Source organism: Testudinibacter aquarius, from assembly GCF_004342725.1.
In the GTDB taxonomy this organism is placed as follows: Bacteria; Pseudomonadota; Gammaproteobacteria; order Enterobacterales; family Pasteurellaceae; genus Chelonobacter; species Chelonobacter aquarius.
Map to the genome: position 1 here is coordinate 73,311 of NZ_SMCP01000006.1, position 17,194 is coordinate 90,504.

A 17,194-nucleotide genomic window follows, 5' to 3' on the forward strand; every position below is an offset into this window, starting at 1 on the left:
TTAAACTTTTTTTGTTTTATGACAGTTATATGACAAAAATAAAAAAATATTATATTTCATAATGATAATAAATTAATAATAGTTGGGTAGCTATTTATTTTGTCACTTTTTAGATGGAAAAAACAGCTTGCTCGGGTAAATTTTTGATCTATATTTGTGCACAAGTTGTGGGATGGGCATATCAGAAAACGGTTTGTTCAATTGGTTTTGCCGACAAAAATTTCAAATTTTATTTAAGGAGACATTATGAAAGCTATTAAAAATAAATTGGTTCGTACTTCACTGTTCACCTTGATGGGTTCTGCGATGGTTCTGTCTGCCGGAGTGGCAAGTGCGGTTGACATTACCGGCGCCGGTGCTTCTTTTCCGGCACCGGTTTATGCTAAATGGGCGGACACTTATCAAAAAGCAACCGGTAACCGTATAAACTATCAAAGTATCGGTTCTTCCGGTGGTAAAAAACAAATTATAGCCAAAACCGTCGATTTTGGGGCGACTGATGCGCCGATGAAAGATGAAGAGTTGGCGAAAGAAAACTTGTTCCAATTCCCGACGGTGATTGGCGGCGTGGTTTTGGCGGTGCACTTGGACGATGTTAAGAGCGGTGAGTTGGTGTTAGACGGAGAAACTGTTGCTAATATCTATTTGGGCAAAGTGAAAAAATGGAATGATGAAGCCATCAAAAAGCTGAATCCTAATTTGAATCTGCCGAATAAAGACATCGCCGTGATTCGTCGTGCTGATGGCTCGGGAACGACTTTCGTGTTCACCAGCTATCTATCAAAAGTCAGTGCCGAGTGGAAAGAGAAAGTCGGTGCCGGTTCAACAGTACAGTGGGCGCCGGGTTCTTTTGGCGGCAAGGGTAACGAAGGGGTTTCCGCTTCAATCCAACAACTTGACGGTGCAATCGGCTATGTTGAATACGCCTATGCCAAACAAAACAATTTGCCGTATGCCAGCCTAGTGTCTGCCGACGGTGAAGTGGTCAGACCAAGTTCCGACAGTTTCAGTAATGCCGCTGCCGGTGCCGATTGGAACCACTCTTTCGCACAAGACTTGACCCAACAAAAAGGCGCAAACGCGTGGCCAATCACCTCAACTACGTTTATTTTGCTAGAAAAACAGCCGGGTAGTGCTGAAAGAGCGGCTGAAACCTTGAAATTCTTCGAGTGGGCATTAGACAAAGGCGGTGATGAAGCCCTTGCATTAGATTATGCGGTGTTGCCGACTTCAGTGGTTGACACGATTAAATCAGCTTGGAAAGCCAATATTGTTGGCAAAGACGGCAAAGCGCTTTACTAAATGGTGTTAATGGAACGGTGTGTTAGCGCACACCGTTCTATTGTCTAAAAATGGACTTATAAAGGACGTTATATGTCAAATAAATCCGCAACAGTAATATCACCCGGTAAGAAAGGTGATATTTTTTTTGAATTACTGGTCAGATTCTCCACTTATCTGACGTTGTTGATTCTGGGCGGGATCATTCTTTCGCTGATTATTTCTTCCCTGCCGGCAATCAAAGAGTTCGGTTTCTCTTTCTTGTGGTCAAAAGAGTGGAATCCGCCAATGGATCAATATGGGGCGTTGGTGCCGATTTACGGTACTTTAGTCACCTCGTTAATCGCGTTGATTATTGCGGTGCCGGCAAGTTTCGGCATTGCTTTTTTCCTGACCGAATTGGCGCCAATGTGGCTGCGTCGTCCGTTGGGAACGGCAATCGAATTGTTGGCGGCAGTGCCGAGTATTGTTTATGGCATGTGGGGCTTTTTTATTTTTGCGCCGCTGTTTGCTAAATATTTTCAGCGTCCTCTGGGCGAAGTGGTGTCGGGTTTTCCGATTATCGGTTCGCTGTTCTCCGGTCCGAGTTTTGGTATCGGGATTCTTGCCGCCGGGATTATTCTGGCGATTATGATCATTCCTTATATCGCTTCGGTGATGCGCGATGTGTTTGAACAGACCCCGGCACTGATGAAGGAGTCGGCTTACGGCGTCGGTTGCACCACGTGGGAAGTGGTGTGGCGCATTGTGTTGCCTTATACCAAAAGCGGTGTGGTCGGTGCGATTATGCTGGGTTTGGGGCGCGCATTGGGCGAAACGATGGCAGTCACTTTCGTGATCGGTAATGCCTATCAGCTCGACAGTTTGTCGCTGTATATGCCAAGCAACAGTATTACCTCTGCGATTGCCAATGAATTTGCCGAAGCGGAATCGGATATGCACATTTCGGCGTTGATGGAGTTGGGCTTAATCCTATTTGCGATTACCTTAGTCGTGTTGATTGTCTCCAAATTATTGGTACGTCGTTTATCTAAAAATGAGGGAGCCAAATAATGGGCATCACAAATAATCACTATGAAAAAGTCAAAGTGCGGTTGCAAAACAAACGTCGGATTATCAATAACATTGCGATTGGAATTGCGATGTTGGCAATGGTTTTCGGCTTAATCTGGCTGGTCTGGATTTTGTTCACCACCTTGCAAAAAGGGATAGCAGGGCTTTCTCTTGCTACTTTTCTCGAAATGACACCAGCACCGAATGCCGAAGTCGGCGGTCTGGCGAATGCGATTATGGGCAGCTTGATGATGGTGGTGTTTGCCACCTTTATCGGCACACCGTTGGGGATTTTGGTCGGGATTTATCTTTCTGAATACGGCAAAAAATCATGGTTGGCGGAAGTGATGCGCTTTGTCAACGATATTTTGCTGTCGGCACCGTCGATTGTGATCGGGTTGTTCGTGTATGTGCTGCTGGTGGCACCATTCGGTAATTTCTCCGGCTGGGCGGGCGTGGTGGCGTTGGCGCTGTTGCAGGTGCCGATTGTGATCCGCACCACCGAAAATATGCTGAATTTGATCCCGAACGGTTTGCGTGAAGCTGCGTATGCCTTGGGAACGCCAAAATGGAAAATGATTCTGTCGATCACCTTGCGTGCTTCAACCGCTGGCGTCATCACCGGTGTGCTGTTGAGTGTTGCTCGGATTGCCGGCGAAACCGCCCCTTTGATGTTTACCGCACTTTCCAACCAATTCTGGAGTTTGGATATGAGTAAACCGATGGCGAGCTTGCCGATGACGATTTATAAATTTGCCTCCAGCCCGTTCAATAACTGGCAGGAGCTGGCGTGGACCGGGGTGTTGATCATCACTTTTGCGGTGTTGTTGCTGAACGTGTTGGCACGTGTTGTGTTTAAAAATAGAGAAAAGAAATAAGGAATAAGCGATGGGAATTATTGATTTGAATAAGAGTGAACCGGGTAAAAAAATTCTCGAAGTCAAAGACTTAAACTTCTACTATAGCGATTTTCATGCGCTAAAAAATATCAATCTGGATATTGAAGCCAATAAAGTAACGGCGTTTATCGGGCCGTCCGGGTGTGGCAAATCCACTTTACTGCGAACGTTTAACAAAATGTACGCCTTATATCCGGAGCAGCGGGCGGAAGGGCAAATTTTGTTGGACGGCGAGGACATCATCGGCAGCAAAAAAGATATTTCGCTGCTGCGTGCCAAAGTCGGCATGGTGTTCCAAAAGCCGACCCCGTTTCCGATGTCGATTTATGATAATATTGCTTTCGGAGTACGCTTATTCGAGAAATTGTCGAAGCCTGAAATGGACGAACGGGTAGAGTGGGCGTTGAGCAAAGCCGCACTTTGGAACGAAACCAAAGACAAACTGCACAAGAGCGGTTACAGCTTGTCGGGCGGGCAACAGCAACGGCTTTGCATTGCGCGCGGTATTGCGATTAAACCGGAAGTGTTGCTGTTGGACGAGCCTTGCTCGGCGCTAGATCCGATTTCAACCGGCATGATTGAAGATTTGATTCTGGAGCTGAAAGAAGATTACACCGTGGTGATCGTCACCCACAATATGCAGCAGGCGGCACGTTGTTCGGATTACACGGTGTTTATGTATTTGGGCGATATTATCGAACACGGGGAAACAGAGATAATGTTTAATCGACCGAGGGACAGCAGAACCGCAGATTACATCACCGGGCGCTTCGGTTAACCGTCTCGCTGACAGCAATATCGTTTAAAAGGAGAACAGAATGACACTTAATGAAAAACAACATATCGTCAGACAATATGACAAGGATCTCAACCACTTATTATCGCTGTTGTTGACCATGGGAAGCTTAGTACAGAACCAATTGCACGATGCCCTCAAAGTGATCCGAGGCAGTGATGAGATCAATGCGCGTGATGTGGTCGCGGCGGACGAGCAAGTCAATGCGCTGGAAGTGGCGGTCGACGAGGCTTGTGTGACCTTGATTGCCCGTCGCCAGCCGCTCGCCGATGACTTGCGCTTTATCATCACCATTTTAAAAGTGGCAGCGGAATTGGAGCGGATCGGTGATTCGGTGGATAAAATGAGCCAGACCGCACTTCACGATGATATTACGATTGAAAAAACCTTGCTGGATAAAATTGATGTGATGGCGCAAGACGCAATTGCGATGCTGCACGACACGCTACGTGCCTTTTCCAGTATGAGTTTGGATGAAGCCAAAAGCGTTTATGCGCGTGATATCAAAATCGATGAGCGTTATAAAGAGATTACACTGGATGCGAAAGCCGGTATGAAAAAACGCCCTGAAAGTGTTGATAGCCTGCTGACGGCAATTTTGACCGCACGGGCGATTGAACGGATTGGTGACCGCTGCCAAAATATTTGTGAATTTATCTATTATTATCTCAAAGGGAAAGATATTCGTGATGTGGCGGAAACGGTTTTTTAATACCAGCTTGCATTCACAGAATCTCAGGCAAGCAGCGTTTAGGGGGATTTAGCGCTGCTTTTTTTAGTTTAGATCACTTTTCTCTCAGAGATCGCCAAGCCCAATAAGATCAACACAATGCCCGCAATGGAAAAATAGCTTAATTGCTCGTCCAAAATCCAGACGGCGCTGATCACCGTCACCACCGGCGCCAGATAGATATACAGGCTGGTTTTCACCGTGCCGAGCACCTTGACCGCATAATTCCAACTGACAAAACAGATTGCCGAAGCACCAAAGCCGAGAAACAGCAGATTAAACAGATTTTGTGGTTTTAAGATCAGACTAAAATCCAACTTAAACGGCATCAAACAAGTCAGTGGCAGCATAAACAGCAAGCCGTAAAGAAAAGCGCGACGGGTAGTTTGCAAAGTGCGGTAGCCGAATTCACTGATTTTTTTCATCAGGGTCGAGTAGATTGCCCAAACCAGTGCCGCCAGCAATGCCAGAAAATCCCCTAACGGATTAATTTGCAACTCGTCACTGCTTTTCAGGCTGATCAAGGCAATGCCGAGCATCGCCAGCAAAAAGCCACTAAAAAAAGCCAGCGTTGGTTTTTCTCCGCCTAAAAACAGCCTATTCAACAGCGCGGTCAGCAGTGGCGCCACGGCAATAATAATCCCGACATTGCTGACTTGGGTGTAGAGCAGGGCAATGTTTTCCAATAAAAAATACAGGGTGATGCCACTCAACCCGGCAGCGGCGAAATAGGCTTCTTGCTGCCAGCCGACAAACGGCAGTTTGCGCGGATAGATCAGGCAAAGTGCGGTAAAGCCGATGGCAAAGCGGATCAGCAGAATTTCTAACGGTCGAAAATCTTGCAATAACACCTTGGTGGCGACATAGGTCATACCCCACACCAAAATAGTGAACAGCACAATAAGATGCCCTTTGATTTGGGCATTAGCAGCAGTATTCGTAGCCGATGAAACAGGCTTTAACATGTTTTGACTCGCCACATGCAGCAAAACGCGAGCACAATGAATAGCAGACAGAAATAGAACACGGATTGGTAGTTCCAAATTGAGGCAATTGCACCGGCGATCGGTCCGGCGATCACCCAACTGCTTTTGGCGGCATTAGTAAACAGTGTGGTTGCGGCACCCATTTGCTGTGGCATCAAATCTTGAAAATAGAGCATGCCGATCGTGGCGGTAATTCCGATTAAGACTGCGTTGAGTAACTGTAAGGCAATCAGTCCCCAGTGGTTTTCAATCCATAATAGCCCAGCATAAAACAGCAAGCCACAGCCAATGGCAAACAAGAGCAAACTTTTTTTGCTGATATAACGGGTCAGATAACCGGCAAGTAACATGATCGGAATTTCTAAACCGGCAGCAGTACCCATTAAAATACCTGCCAGTTTCTCTTCCAGTTGTAATTCTTTGATTACATATAACGGCATATTGATTAAATAAATACTGTTGCAGCAAAATATCAGCATCGTGGCGAGGAACAAATACAGTGTCGAGCGGCGATTTTGCTGCGGCGCTTGTGTTTTTGTTGTCGTGGAATGATCACTTGTTTGCCGTGGTAATTTAGGCAGCAGCAATAGGGCGAGCAGTCCGCTGCCGATAAAAGTCAATGCGCCAATTGAAAACAGCACTTCAAAGCCCATGCCAACTACTAAAGAAAACGCCAATGGTGGTCCGACAATCCATGCCAATGAAATTTGTGTGCGCATAATGGTGGAAAACATCACCGCCTCTTTGCGGCTGCTGTCGGCGTATTCGCGCGCAAAAGCAAAAATCTGTGGGTTAGACGCCGAGCCTAAGCCAAACAACACGACGGCAAAGGTGATCAGAATGTAGTAATTGCGGCTGAAGGCAAAGATAAAATAGCCGGCAGCTGCCATAAAACAGCAGATCAGAATGAGTTTGCGCCGATCCGGCAGGCGATCAGAGTAGTTACCGAGCAGTTGTCCGATAATGATGCCGACCACGGCATTAAAGGAGTAAAAGAAGCCGACCGCCATCGGGCTTGCCTGCACTTCCTGCGATAAAAACAGGCTTAACACCGGCAGTTGGAATGCCGAGCCGATTCCGGTCAAAAATGCCATTAATAAAAAAGCAAAGGCAATAACATTAGCATGAGTGCCGGAGGGGCTGGAATGGAAGTCTCGCATCTTGGGCTGGTCTTGGGTTGGGATCGTTATCGTAAAAGCAGTATCTTAACATAAAGCTCAGCAGCGTGAAATCCGAATTGGGTTTTGCTGATGAGCATTTATTTTTTGTATTCACTATCGGGTTTCGCCGATGGCGACCTTCACCCCCGCTCAGGCAGTTTATAAGGGCAGTCGAAAAACACAGCGCAGAGTACAAGGTTTTAAACCGTATTTTATCTTTTAAATTTGGGTAGTTAACCCAAAGTGCGGTGTGGTTGGTTTTCATTCCCCATCTGTAGTGCCTGAGCGTTTGCGTGAAGATTTCAAGCTCAATTTGTCGTGTTTGAGCGTAGCGAGTTTACAAATTGAGCGTAGAAATTAGCAAAGGCGAAGAACAGCACTACAATTGGGGGGTATTTTTTTGCTTCCTTTTTTTGTACAAGCAAAAAAAGGAAGTCGCCATCAGCGAAACCCGATCGTGAATACCAAGAAGGCCGTTATTAGAAAAACAAACGTATGCGGTTGCCTTGCTTGTTACTGTCATATTTCTGTCACATTTCTTTTGTATAGTAGGTATGCCTCAGCTATTGAGTGCCTATTTTAATAAACAATTAGGAGACAACCATGAAGCGACGCTACTTATTCCCCTTTGTGCTGGCAGCTCTGCCGTTAAGTGCGGTGGCGCAGACCATTTATCCGATTGATCGCGCCACCATGATGGCGGACGGCAAATTTGATTTCAAAGTGGAATTCGATGAAATCGTCAGCCCGGATCAAGTCAGCATTTTAATTAACGGTAATGATTTCAAAGACGTGTTAGGCAGCAGCAACGTTGAATTTATCGAAAAAGAAGACGGCAAAGACGTTTCCGCCCTTTGGTTACGCAATGTCAGCCTGCAAGCTGCCGGCGACTATAAAGTCGAAACCAAAGCGAACGGCAAAGAAAGTGCGGTCAACTGGACGGTTTACCAAACCCCGGACGTGGCTAAAGCCAAAAACGTGATCTTCTTCTTGGGTGACGGTTTATCAGTGGCGCACCGCACCGGCGCACGGATTCTCTCCAAAGGCGTGACTGAAGGCAAAGCCAACGGGTTATTGGCGATGGACAGCATGCCGGTAACCGGCTTTATCGGCACGTCCAGCACCGATGCCATCACTGCCGACAGCGCCAACACAATGAGCGCCTACATGACCGGACATAAATCGGCGATTAATGCGTTGGGGGTGTATGTCAGCCGCTCGGATGACAATTTGAATCACCCGAAACAAGAGACCTTGGGCGAGGTGATTAAACGTAAAACCAACAAAAGCGTCGGCATAGTCACCGATTCTGAAATCCAAGACGCCACGCCGGCAGCAGTGGTTGCCCACACCCGCCGCCGTGCCGACAAAGACAAGATCACCGGTATGTTGTTTGAGGTGAAACCAGATGTGATTTTGGGCGGCGGTTCGGCGTATTTTCTGCCGCAAAGCGTACCCGGTTCAAAACGCAAAGATGAGTTGAACTATGTCGAAATGTTTAAAAATGACGGCTATAAACTGGTCACCAGCAACAGCGAACTGACTTCGATTCCGCAAGACACCAAACAATTGTTAGGCTTGTTCCACACCGGAAACATGGATACCGTGCTAGATCGTCGTTTCCTAACCGATAACGGCGTGAGCAAAAAATTTCCGGATCAGCCGGATCTAACCAGCATGACCCAAACCGCACTTGATGTGCTATCACAAAATCCGGACGGTTTTGTGCTGGTGGTCGAATCGTCATTAATCGACAAAGCTTCGCATCCGCTGGATTGGGAGCGCGCGATCATGAGTACGATTATGTTTGACCAATCAATTGATATTGCGAAAAAATTCGCCGAAACCCACCCTGACACCCTTATCATCGTCACCGGCGACCATACGCACGGCATTTCATTAATCGGTACGGTGGATGACGACAAACCGGGCGACCAAATGCGTGAAAAAGTCGGTGTGTATGCGGCGGCGGGCTATCCGAATTACGAAGACAAAAACGGCGACGGCTATCCGGATAAACTGGATGTCAGCAAACGTCTGGCGGTGTTCTTCAACAACTATCCGGATTATTACGAAACGTTCCGTCCGAAACTCGACGGGCAATTCGTACCGGCATTGAAAAATGAAAAAGACGAATACGTTGCCAATGAAGCCTATAAAAATATTCCGGGTGCAGTGTTGCGCACCGGCATTCTGCCGAAAAGCGAATCCACCGGGGTGCATGCGATCGATGATATCGTGATTCAAGCGCAGGGACCGGGTTCGGAAGCGATCAAAGGCTATATGGAAAACTCGGATATTTTCAAAGTGATTGTGGACAGTTTAGCGATTAATAACGCACAAAAATAATGGAATTTGAATGGTGAATAACATTTTACAATCCAATCAAGCGGGGGTGACTCCGCTGTTTTCATTACATCGTTTACAACAAGGATTAGCCGGCGCTTGCTTGGTATTATTGACTCTGCCTGCTTTGGCGGCATCCTCGCTAACCTTTGATGAGTTGTACGGCAAAATTTCGGTGCTGGGCATGGAGTTTTCCGAAAAAGTCAAAGTATTGTCGCAGCAGACGGTTGAAATGAACGGTTTTATGGCGCCGCCGCTGAAAGCCGACGCACAGTTTTTTGTGCTGACCAAAGCACCGATGGCACTGTGTCCGTTTTGTTCGTCTGATGCCGATTGGCCTGCCGATATCGTGGTGGTGTATTTGGATAAAAAACAACCGTTCGTACAAAATAATGCCATGATCAAGGTGACAGGAAAATTAGAATACGGCTCATGGACTGATCCACAAACCGGCTTTGTCAGCTTGCTGCGCATTACCGATGCCCGATTCAAGAAATTATAAAACAGCCCCTAGTTTGACAGGAGATCAAATGTTAGAAATCAAGAATTTGACCGTCAACATTCCGGCATTGCCAGAACCGATTTTGGCGATACCGCACTTGTCCGTTGCCACGGCACAACAGGTCGCCGTGATGGGACCTTCCGGCTGTGGTAAAAGTACGTTTCTCAATATTATCAGCGGAGTATTACAACCTAGCACGGGTTCGGTGAAATGGCAGCAACAAGAGTTGACCGCACTTTCAGCCACTGCTTGTGATACATGGCGTTTTCAACATATCGGCATGGTGATGCAGGATTTTTATCTGACCAACGGTTTGAGTGCGTTGGAAAATGTATTACTGCCGTTGGCTTTTCGCCACTGGCGTATATCTGATGCGCTGAAACAACGGGCGGAATCTTTGCTGGAACAGCTGGACATGCCACGGCTACACAGTGATGTTGCTAAATTATCGCGCGGTGAAATGCAGCGAGTGGCGATTGCACGAGCGCTGTTGGCAAAGCCGAACGTGATTATCGCTGATGAACCGACTGCCAGCCTGGATGCGGAAAACAGCCGTAATATTGCCCGTCTGCTGTTGGAAATCAGTGAAAAAGAGCGATGTACTTTGGTGGTGGCGACCCATGATCATTTTTTATCCGAACAGCTGCAACGCCGATTGTTGTTGCGAAATGGGATTATCGTCTCGGATCAGCAGACAGGAGCGCAAATATGTTAATGCTAAAACTGTTATTACTTGATTTTAAAAAGAGCAAATTTGGCAGCCTGCTGATTATTTTTCTGATTGCGTTGTCAACTGCGTTGAGTATCACCGTTAACTTGCAGGAACGTGCATTGCGTGAAGGCAGTGCGCAAGCGGCGGATCGCTTTGATTTATTGATCGGCGCAGCGGGCAGCGAAGTGCAACTGGTGCTGAGTACGGTGTTCCTACAGCCGTCACCACTCAATTTGCTGGATACAGCGGTGTTCAAAGAACTTGAAGCCAACCCGTTGGTCGAGTGGGCGGCACCGTTAGCATTTGGTGATTATTATCAAACTATGCCGATTGTTGGCACCAATACCGCACTTTTGCTCGACGGCGGCAAACGCCAACTTGCCGTCGGACGAGCATTTGAAAAAGATTATGAAGCTGTGGTCGGGGCAAACAGCGGTTTGGCAATTGGTGACAGTTTCAGTCCGATGCACGGTCAATTGGGTGAAGCCAATCACCACGCCCATGACGAGATTAGTTATACGGTTGTCGGGATTTTACCGGAAGGGGGCAGCATTTGGGATAAAGCGATTTTAGTGCCGATTACCAGTGTCTGGGATGTTCATCAACATCATGATCATTTACATGATGGTCCGCCGGGCTATGTTGATGAGCACGATCATGATCATCAGCACGAGATCGCAGAACTGGGCGTATCGGCAATTGTGGTTAAACCAAAGAGTTTCGCCGCGGCTTATCAATTGCGCAGCCAGTATAAAACCGACACTACCCAAGCGGTTTTCCCGGCGGAAGTGCTAGTGCGGGTGTATGGCGTGTTAGGCGATAGCAAAGAGGTTCTGTTGTGGGTGTCGATCGTCACGCAAGTACTGGTCGCAACTGCACTTTTGATGATTATTGTGTTGTATCTGCAAAACCGACAAAAACAGGTGGCAGCGTGGCGGATTTTCGGTGCGCCACGTGCCAAGATCTTCTTGCTGATTTGGTTTGCTTTGATCGTGATGATTGCGCTGGCAATGCTGTTGGGTGTGGCTATCGGTTATATCGCGGCACAGTTGATTTCCCAACATCTTAGCTTGCAAAGTGGCTTTGTGCTACCGGTGCGCTTGGGCGAAGAGGAATACCTGTTTATTTTGTTTAATTTTATTTTTGCCATTTTGCTGGCATTGTTGCCGTCTTTGCTGCTTTACCGCCGTTCACCAATAAATGTTTTACGAAACACGCAAGAATGATATGATAACGCCCTAAATTAGTAGTGATAATGTGAGTTTTAGGTAAGGAGAGCTTGTGTTGCAACATCATATCGAACAACACAGTGTGGTTGACAACCAGCGCTTAGTGGTGACGCTGGCATCCACTCAAGCCGAAATTGAAGAGGCGCAACGTTTGCGCTACGAGATTTTTGCCAATGAAATGGGGGCGAAAATTCAGAGTATAAACGGTTTGGATATTGATAAATATGATGAACATTGCCAGCATTTAATTGTCCGAGATGAAGACAACGGACGAATTGTCGGTTGCTATCGTCTGTTGACCATTGAAGGCGCACGCAAAGTCGGCGGCTGGTACAGTGCCGGCGAGTTTGATCTCAGTCGTATTGAACATATTTTAGATCGTACCGTCGAATTGGGGCGCGCTTGCGTACATAAAGACTACCGCAACGGCGGTGTCGTGCTGCTGTTGTGGACCGGATTGATTAAATTTATGCACTTGGAGAATCTGTCGTATATGATCGGCTGTGGCAGTATCAGCATGAGCGACGGCGGGCACAGCGCAGCAAGCCTATACCGTAAATTGGAGAAAAAATATCTATCGCCGTTGGAATATCGGGTGTTTCCGCATGTGCCGGTGCAATTGGATAAATTGCAACAGGATTTAGAGGTCTCGACACCGGCGCTGATCAAAGGCTATTTGCGTGCCGGTGCTTATATTTGCGGCGAACCGGCTTGGGATCCGGATTTCAACTCGGCGGACGTGTTGATTATGATGCCGATCACCCGTCTGGACGAACGTTATTTAAAGCATTTCTGTCGTTGAACGGTACAGTTTAAAATAAGGCGGATTATGCAAACGTTGCGAGTTTTTTGGCGCTTATCATGGATTATGTACTATCTGTTAAGCGGTGTGTTTCAAATGTTGGTGTTGTTTCGTTGGTGCACGCCACAACAAAAATTGGCGCGGATTCAACGCTGGTCGCAAAATATTTTGCGGGTGTTTAACATTCAGGTCAACGCCCATAACGTACCGCACTTATCACAAGTCAAGGGCTCGATGTTTATCTCGAATCACGTTTCTTGGTTAGATATTTTTGCGATCAATGCTGTATTACCGGGGCAGTTCATTGCCAAAGACGATGTGCGCAAATGGCCGATTATCGGCTATCTGGCAGCGCAAGCCAACACAGTGTTTGTGTCGCGTCAACGTGGCAACGGGAGTACACAGGGCAAAGTCGACGGCGTGGCAACCGCACTTCGCAACGGCGCACAGATCACCCTGTTTCCGGAAGGCACGTCGACCATCGGCGATCAGGTGTTGCCGTTCAAAAGCAGTTTCTTTCAGGCGGCGATTGATGCCGAAGCCAAGATTTGGCCGGTGCTGTGTTTCTATCCGGCGCAAAACGGTGGTGTCAACCGTACCATGGCGTATTACGGCGATATCAGTCTGGTGCAATCCTTAAAAGATCTGGCAGCACAAAAGTGCGGTGTGATTGAACTCAATTTTTTTGAAGCGATTGATGCTACAGGGAAAGATCGCCGTGACTTGTGTGATCTAAGCCACCAAATATTATCGACCGAACTGGTGAAAGCGTTGGAGCGTAGTTGTTAGAATTCCTTCTCCCCTTGTGGGAGAAGGACAGATTTTAGCTTCGTTCAGAAGCAAAAATCAGGATGAGGGGGCAGGGAGCAGTGCTGTGATATCTCACCCTCATCCGCCCTATCGGGCACCTTCTCCCATCAAGGGAGAAGGAAATAATGTGTAGATTTACTCATCCCGCAAATCTGCCAATTCCCCTTTCGTTGCCAATGCCAAATCCTGCGCAGTCAAGGCAATATCCAAACCGCGTTTGCCGCCGGAGACGTAGATCACATCCCATTCAACCGCACTTTGATCGATAAAAGTGGGTAAGGCTTTTTTCTGCCCGATCGGGCTGATGCCGCCGATCAGATAGCCGGACGATTTTTGTGCGGCATCGATTTCTGCCATTTCTACCTTTTTCACCTTCAGCGCTTTGGCGGCTTTTTTCAGGCTTAACAAATGCGACACCGGCAGCACCATCACCGCCAATTTTTTCTGATCGCCATTCATTGCGACCAACAGGGTTTTATAGGTTTGTTCAAGGGATAAGCCTAGTTTTTCTGCCGCTTCCTGCCCGAAATCGGTGTTGTGCGGGTCGTGTTGGTAACTGTGGATCGTATGCGAAATTTTTTGTTTTTTCAGGTAATTAATTGCCGGTGTCATGGGGGAACTCTCGATTCTTTTACAGACTTATTACAGGAAATTCCGTAGAATAGCTAAAAATTATTGTAGCACTGTTTTAGAAATTAGGGGAAAAGATGCAAACAAAACTGAATATTGTCATTGCCGCAGAGTTCGAGTTGGCGGAGAAGATCGCAGATTTATTAGAACAAAGCGAGTTGCTGACGGAGAAAATAACCGTTGCCGAGATTTATCCGTTCGGCGAGGAGCAGGGCTTGCGCTTTAATAACCGTGCGGTGGAGCAGCAAAATATCGAAGAGCTTGATTGGTCGGATAAGCAATATCTATTTTTTGCCGGAGAAACCAAACACGCCAGCTATCTGGCACAAGCGGCGGACAGTGGCTGTGTGGTGATCGACCTCAACGGTGTGTGTGCGGCATTGCAAGATGTGCCGTTAATCGTGCCGGGTTTTAATGACGAGCAACTGTCCGAACTGCGTAACCGCAATATCGTGGCGCTTGCCGATCCACAAATCAGCCAGTTACTGCTTGCCGCAGGTGAGCTGTTGCTGCAAGGGGGGATTAATCGGGTGCTGGTTACCTCAATGCTGCCGGCATCGTATGTGAATGCCGAGCAGGTGAAAAAATTGGCGGGGCAGACCGCACGCTTGCTGAACGGGATCCCATTGGACGAGGGCGAAGTGCGGTTGGCATTTGATGCAGTGCCGTTCAAACTGCACAGCAGCGAGCGCTTGCTGCAACAGTTCCAAAAAATCCTGCCAAACAGTGACATTCAATTGGTGATCCACCAAGTGCAAAGTGCGGTTTTCTACGGCTTAGCACAACAAGTAACCGCACTTTCTGATTACCAAACCGATGTGGGGCAATGGCAAGCAGCATGGCAACAAAATGAACTGCTTGTGTGGCATGAGGAACAAATTGTCACGCCGGTGACAAATGGTGAGCAGTATCAAGAACAAGATCAACTGCATATCAGTGATGTGCAAGCATTAGAAAACGGTATTCAGTTTTGGTCGGTGTGCGACGAACAGCGTTTCAGTTTGGCGTTTCTCGCAGTGAAATTGGTAGAAACGGTATATTTTCAAGGTTATTAGCCGCTCAAGTGTGGTGTGCTATAAATGGGTAATCATAAAATAGATAAAAATAAAAGGGGTCTATAATGCGTAAAATAATGAGCAGCTTATTGATGTTGTCGATGGCGGGCAGTGTGGTTGCTAAAGAGATTAACATCAAATTGCTGGGAACGTCTGATGTGCATGGACGAGTGGTGCCTTGGAGCTATGGGGCTGATATTGAAGATCGTTCGGGATCTTATGCCCAGATTGCGAGTTATGTTAAGCGCGTGAAGCAACAGCATGATAATGTGGTTTTGATTGATGTTGGCGATGCGATTCAGGATAACCAAGTGGAAGTGTTTGCCAAAACCCCGCAATACTACCAAGACAATCCCATTCCGAAAGTATTAAATGCGATGGGTTATGATATTTTTGTGTTGGGAAATCATGAGTTTAATTTTGGTATGCCGGCGTTGGATGCTATTTTGCAAGATATCAACGCACAAAAAATTACCGCTAATTTTTATCATCAATCCGGCGAACGTTACTTAGCCCCGACCACGATTATTGAAAAAGACGGGGTGAAACTGGGTATTATCGGTTTGACTACGCCGATGTCGGCGATCTTTGAAAAAGACACCGGACACTTAAACGCGATGAAATTTAGCTCGCCGATTGAGGAAGCCAAGCAGCAAATTGCGGCGTTAAAAGCCCGGCATGTCGATGCGATTATTGTGGTTGCCCACATGGGCATTGAGAATGAAAACAACATTGCCGAAACCGGCGTTAGGGATCTGGTCAATGCGGTTGAGGGGATTGATGTGATTATTGCCGGGCATATGCACCAAAATATACCCGGCGAAACCATCAATAATGTGTTAATCACTGAGCCGCACCGTTACGGCACGGTGGTTTCTGAAGTGGATTTAACCTTTGATATTGATGAGAAACAGCAGGTTAAACTGTTGTCAAAAGCGGCAAAAACTGTACCGGTGAAAGAGCTGGATGCCGATCCTGAAATCGTCAGCATTTACCAACCTTATCATGACGAGTTAAGACGCTTAAATAATGTCGTGATTGGTGAAACCGCCAATGACATGGTTTTGCAACAGAAAAATCATGGTGTATCCGTTGCTTTTTCACAAGATACAGGATTATCGTCGCTGATTACCGACGTCGAATTACATTACAGCAAAGCTGATGTGGTTTCCTTTGCCTTCGATCATGAAAAGGTACGTTTGGATAAAGGGCCGATTAAGAAAAAAGATATTATTTATAACTACCGCTATGCCGGCGGTGATGTGACGGTGTATGAGTTGAGCGGCAAACAGCTGAAGCAGTATATGGAGTGGTCAGCCGACTATTTTAATACCATTGAAGCAGGCGATACGGCTTATCGTTATGATCCAGAGCGTGGAAAATCCAAATATGTGACCTTCGATATTTTTGGTGGGGTCAACTATAACATTGATTTAACTCAGCCAAGCGGACATAAAATTGTTGATTTAACCTTAGCTGACGGACGTCCGGTGACGGATGAACTCAAATTAAAAGTCGGCATGAATTCCTACCGCTTTGGGCAACTCAGCAAAACAGGGGGAATTTTTGCAGGACAGACCATTCCGGTTTTATGGGAATCGAAAGTGGCTTTAGGCAGTGAAGCCGGCACCATTCAAAATATGATGATCGACTATATTACCCAGGTGAAGCAAGGCAAAATCGACGGCTTGTCGCATAACCGTTGGCGGCTTATCGGTTTAAAATAGAGTATGTTTATTTTTAAAGTGCGGTTCGAGCAGAACCGCACTTTGCTTTTCGATGGTTTTCTATTTGAAACCATCGGCTTGCAACTGTTGATAGCCGCCTAGATTGATCACATTATGATAGCCTAACTTTTCTAATTCGGCTTTTGCCAATTCGGAGCGGCGACCACTGCGGCAATAAACATAAATCGGTTGCTGTTTATCACTGCTTATCTGACTGATTTGTGACGCAATTTGATCGTGCGCAATGTGAACCGCACTTTGCAAATGCCCGGCATTAAACTCCTCAAGACTGCGTACATCCAGCAAAATCGCCTGCTGAGTTTGTTGCTGCTGTTGCAATTGTTGTGGCGTGTGTTTTGGCGTAGTCATATTGGCTTGTACTGTTGAAAATAAGCCGCTGAATAAGCAGATTCCGCCGGCTATCCATTTTAACATTCGCATTTGTGCCTCCTAATATGAAAAATCGTGCTCAGATT

Annotated in this window: 17 protein-coding genes; 13 read left to right on the forward strand and 4 right to left on the reverse strand. The window is 46.9% G+C overall.

The features are described from left to right. Positions 1-246 precede the first annotated feature (246 nt). The 5 genes from pstS (at position 247) to phoU (ending at position 4,741) form a co-directional block, all read left to right on the forward strand. Positions 247-1,302 carry a phosphate ABC transporter substrate-binding protein PstS gene (pstS, locus tag EDC16_RS07695; RefSeq protein WP_132967075.1) on the forward strand — a complete coding sequence of 352 codons (1,056 nt, stop codon included), beginning with the start codon at positions 247-249 and terminating at the stop codon, positions 1,300-1,302. Positions 1,303-1,374: 72 nt separating this feature from the next. After that, positions 1,375-2,334: a phosphate ABC transporter permease PstC gene (pstC, locus tag EDC16_RS07700; protein WP_132967077.1), complete on the forward strand. Its 960-nt coding sequence runs from the start codon at positions 1,375-1,377 to the stop codon at positions 2,332-2,334. 5 nt (positions 2,335-2,339) lie between these two features. Beyond that, positions 2,340-3,212: a phosphate ABC transporter permease PstA gene (gene pstA, locus EDC16_RS07705; RefSeq protein ID WP_416069082.1), complete on the forward strand. Its 873-nt coding sequence runs from the start codon at positions 2,340-2,342 to the stop codon at positions 3,210-3,212. Positions 3,213-3,222: 10 nt separating this feature from the next. Further along, a complete protein-coding gene (gene pstB, locus EDC16_RS07710) occupies positions 3,223-4,011 on the forward strand; it encodes a phosphate ABC transporter ATP-binding protein PstB (protein WP_132967081.1) in 789 nt (262 codons plus the stop codon). A gap of 40 nt (positions 4,012-4,051) precedes the next feature. Next, positions 4,052-4,741: a phosphate signaling complex protein PhoU gene (phoU, locus tag EDC16_RS07715; protein WP_132967083.1), complete on the forward strand. Its 690-nt coding sequence runs from the start codon at positions 4,052-4,054 to the stop codon at positions 4,739-4,741. Positions 4,742-4,809: 68 nt separating this feature from the next. On the opposite strand, the gene EDC16_RS07720 is transcribed toward phoU, so the two are convergent. After that, positions 4,810-5,724 (reverse strand): DMT family transporter, encoded by a 915-nt coding sequence (locus EDC16_RS07720; RefSeq protein ID WP_132967085.1) that lies wholly within the window; start codon positions 5,722-5,724, stop codon positions 4,810-4,812. Next, positions 5,718-6,905, reverse strand: a complete 1,188-nt coding sequence (locus EDC16_RS07725; protein WP_132967087.1) for an MFS transporter — start codon at positions 6,903-6,905, stop codon at positions 5,718-5,720. Before EDC16_RS07725 ends, EDC16_RS07720 begins: the two co-directional genes overlap by 7 nt. 603 nt (positions 6,906-7,508) lie before the next feature. Between EDC16_RS07725 and EDC16_RS07730 the strand changes: the two genes are divergently transcribed. Genes EDC16_RS07730 through EDC16_RS07755 form a run of 6 tightly spaced genes read left to right on the forward strand, consistent with a single transcriptional unit; the run spans position 7,509 to position 13,285 of the window. Then, entirely contained in the window at positions 7,509-9,254 is a 1,746-nt protein-coding gene (locus EDC16_RS07730) for an alkaline phosphatase (RefSeq protein WP_132967089.1), read from the forward strand. Positions 9,255-9,264: 10 nt separating this feature from the next. After that, positions 9,265-9,753, forward strand: coding sequence for a hypothetical protein (locus EDC16_RS07735; protein WP_232517242.1), 489 nt, complete (start codon positions 9,265-9,267; stop codon positions 9,751-9,753). Positions 9,754-9,781: 28 nt separating this feature from the next. Beyond that, positions 9,782-10,468: an ABC transporter ATP-binding protein gene (locus tag EDC16_RS07740; protein WP_132967091.1), complete on the forward strand. Its 687-nt coding sequence runs from the start codon at positions 9,782-9,784 to the stop codon at positions 10,466-10,468. Continuing rightward, entirely contained in the window at positions 10,462-11,691 is a 1,230-nt protein-coding gene (locus EDC16_RS07745) for an FtsX-like permease family protein (protein WP_132967093.1), read from the forward strand. Before EDC16_RS07740 ends, EDC16_RS07745 begins: the two co-directional genes overlap by 7 nt. 55 nt (positions 11,692-11,746) lie before the next feature. Beyond that, positions 11,747-12,496 carry a GNAT family N-acetyltransferase gene (locus EDC16_RS07750; RefSeq protein ID WP_132967095.1) on the forward strand — a complete coding sequence of 250 codons (750 nt, stop codon included), beginning with the start codon at positions 11,747-11,749 and terminating at the stop codon, positions 12,494-12,496. Positions 12,497-12,523: 27 nt separating this feature from the next. Continuing rightward, positions 12,524-13,285, forward strand: a complete 762-nt coding sequence (locus EDC16_RS07755) for a lysophospholipid acyltransferase family protein (RefSeq protein WP_132967097.1) — start codon at positions 12,524-12,526, stop codon at positions 13,283-13,285. Positions 13,286-13,441: 156 nt separating this feature from the next. On the opposite strand, the gene ybaK is transcribed toward EDC16_RS07755, so the two are convergent. Further along, the gene (ybaK, locus tag EDC16_RS07760; protein WP_132967099.1) at positions 13,442-13,918 is read right to left on the reverse strand and encodes a Cys-tRNA(Pro) deacylase; all 477 of its coding nucleotides are present in this window, start codon (positions 13,916-13,918) and stop codon (positions 13,442-13,444) included. 95 nt (positions 13,919-14,013) lie between these two features. On the opposite strand from ybaK, the gene EDC16_RS07765 reads away from it, so the two are divergent. After that, a complete protein-coding gene (locus EDC16_RS07765) occupies positions 14,014-14,991 on the forward strand; it encodes an oxidoreductase (protein WP_132967101.1) in 978 nt (325 codons plus the stop codon). A gap of 65 nt (positions 14,992-15,056) precedes the next feature. Next, positions 15,057-16,718 (forward strand): bifunctional metallophosphatase/5'-nucleotidase, encoded by a 1,662-nt coding sequence (locus EDC16_RS07770; RefSeq protein ID WP_132967103.1) that lies wholly within the window; start codon positions 15,057-15,059, stop codon positions 16,716-16,718. Between the two features lie 60 nt (positions 16,719-16,778). Here EDC16_RS07770 and EDC16_RS07775 read toward each other — a convergent pair whose 3' ends face one another. Beyond that, entirely contained in the window at positions 16,779-17,159 is a 381-nt protein-coding gene (locus tag EDC16_RS07775; protein WP_232517243.1) for a rhodanese-like domain-containing protein, read from the reverse strand. Between the last annotated feature and the right edge of the window lie 35 nt (positions 17,160-17,194).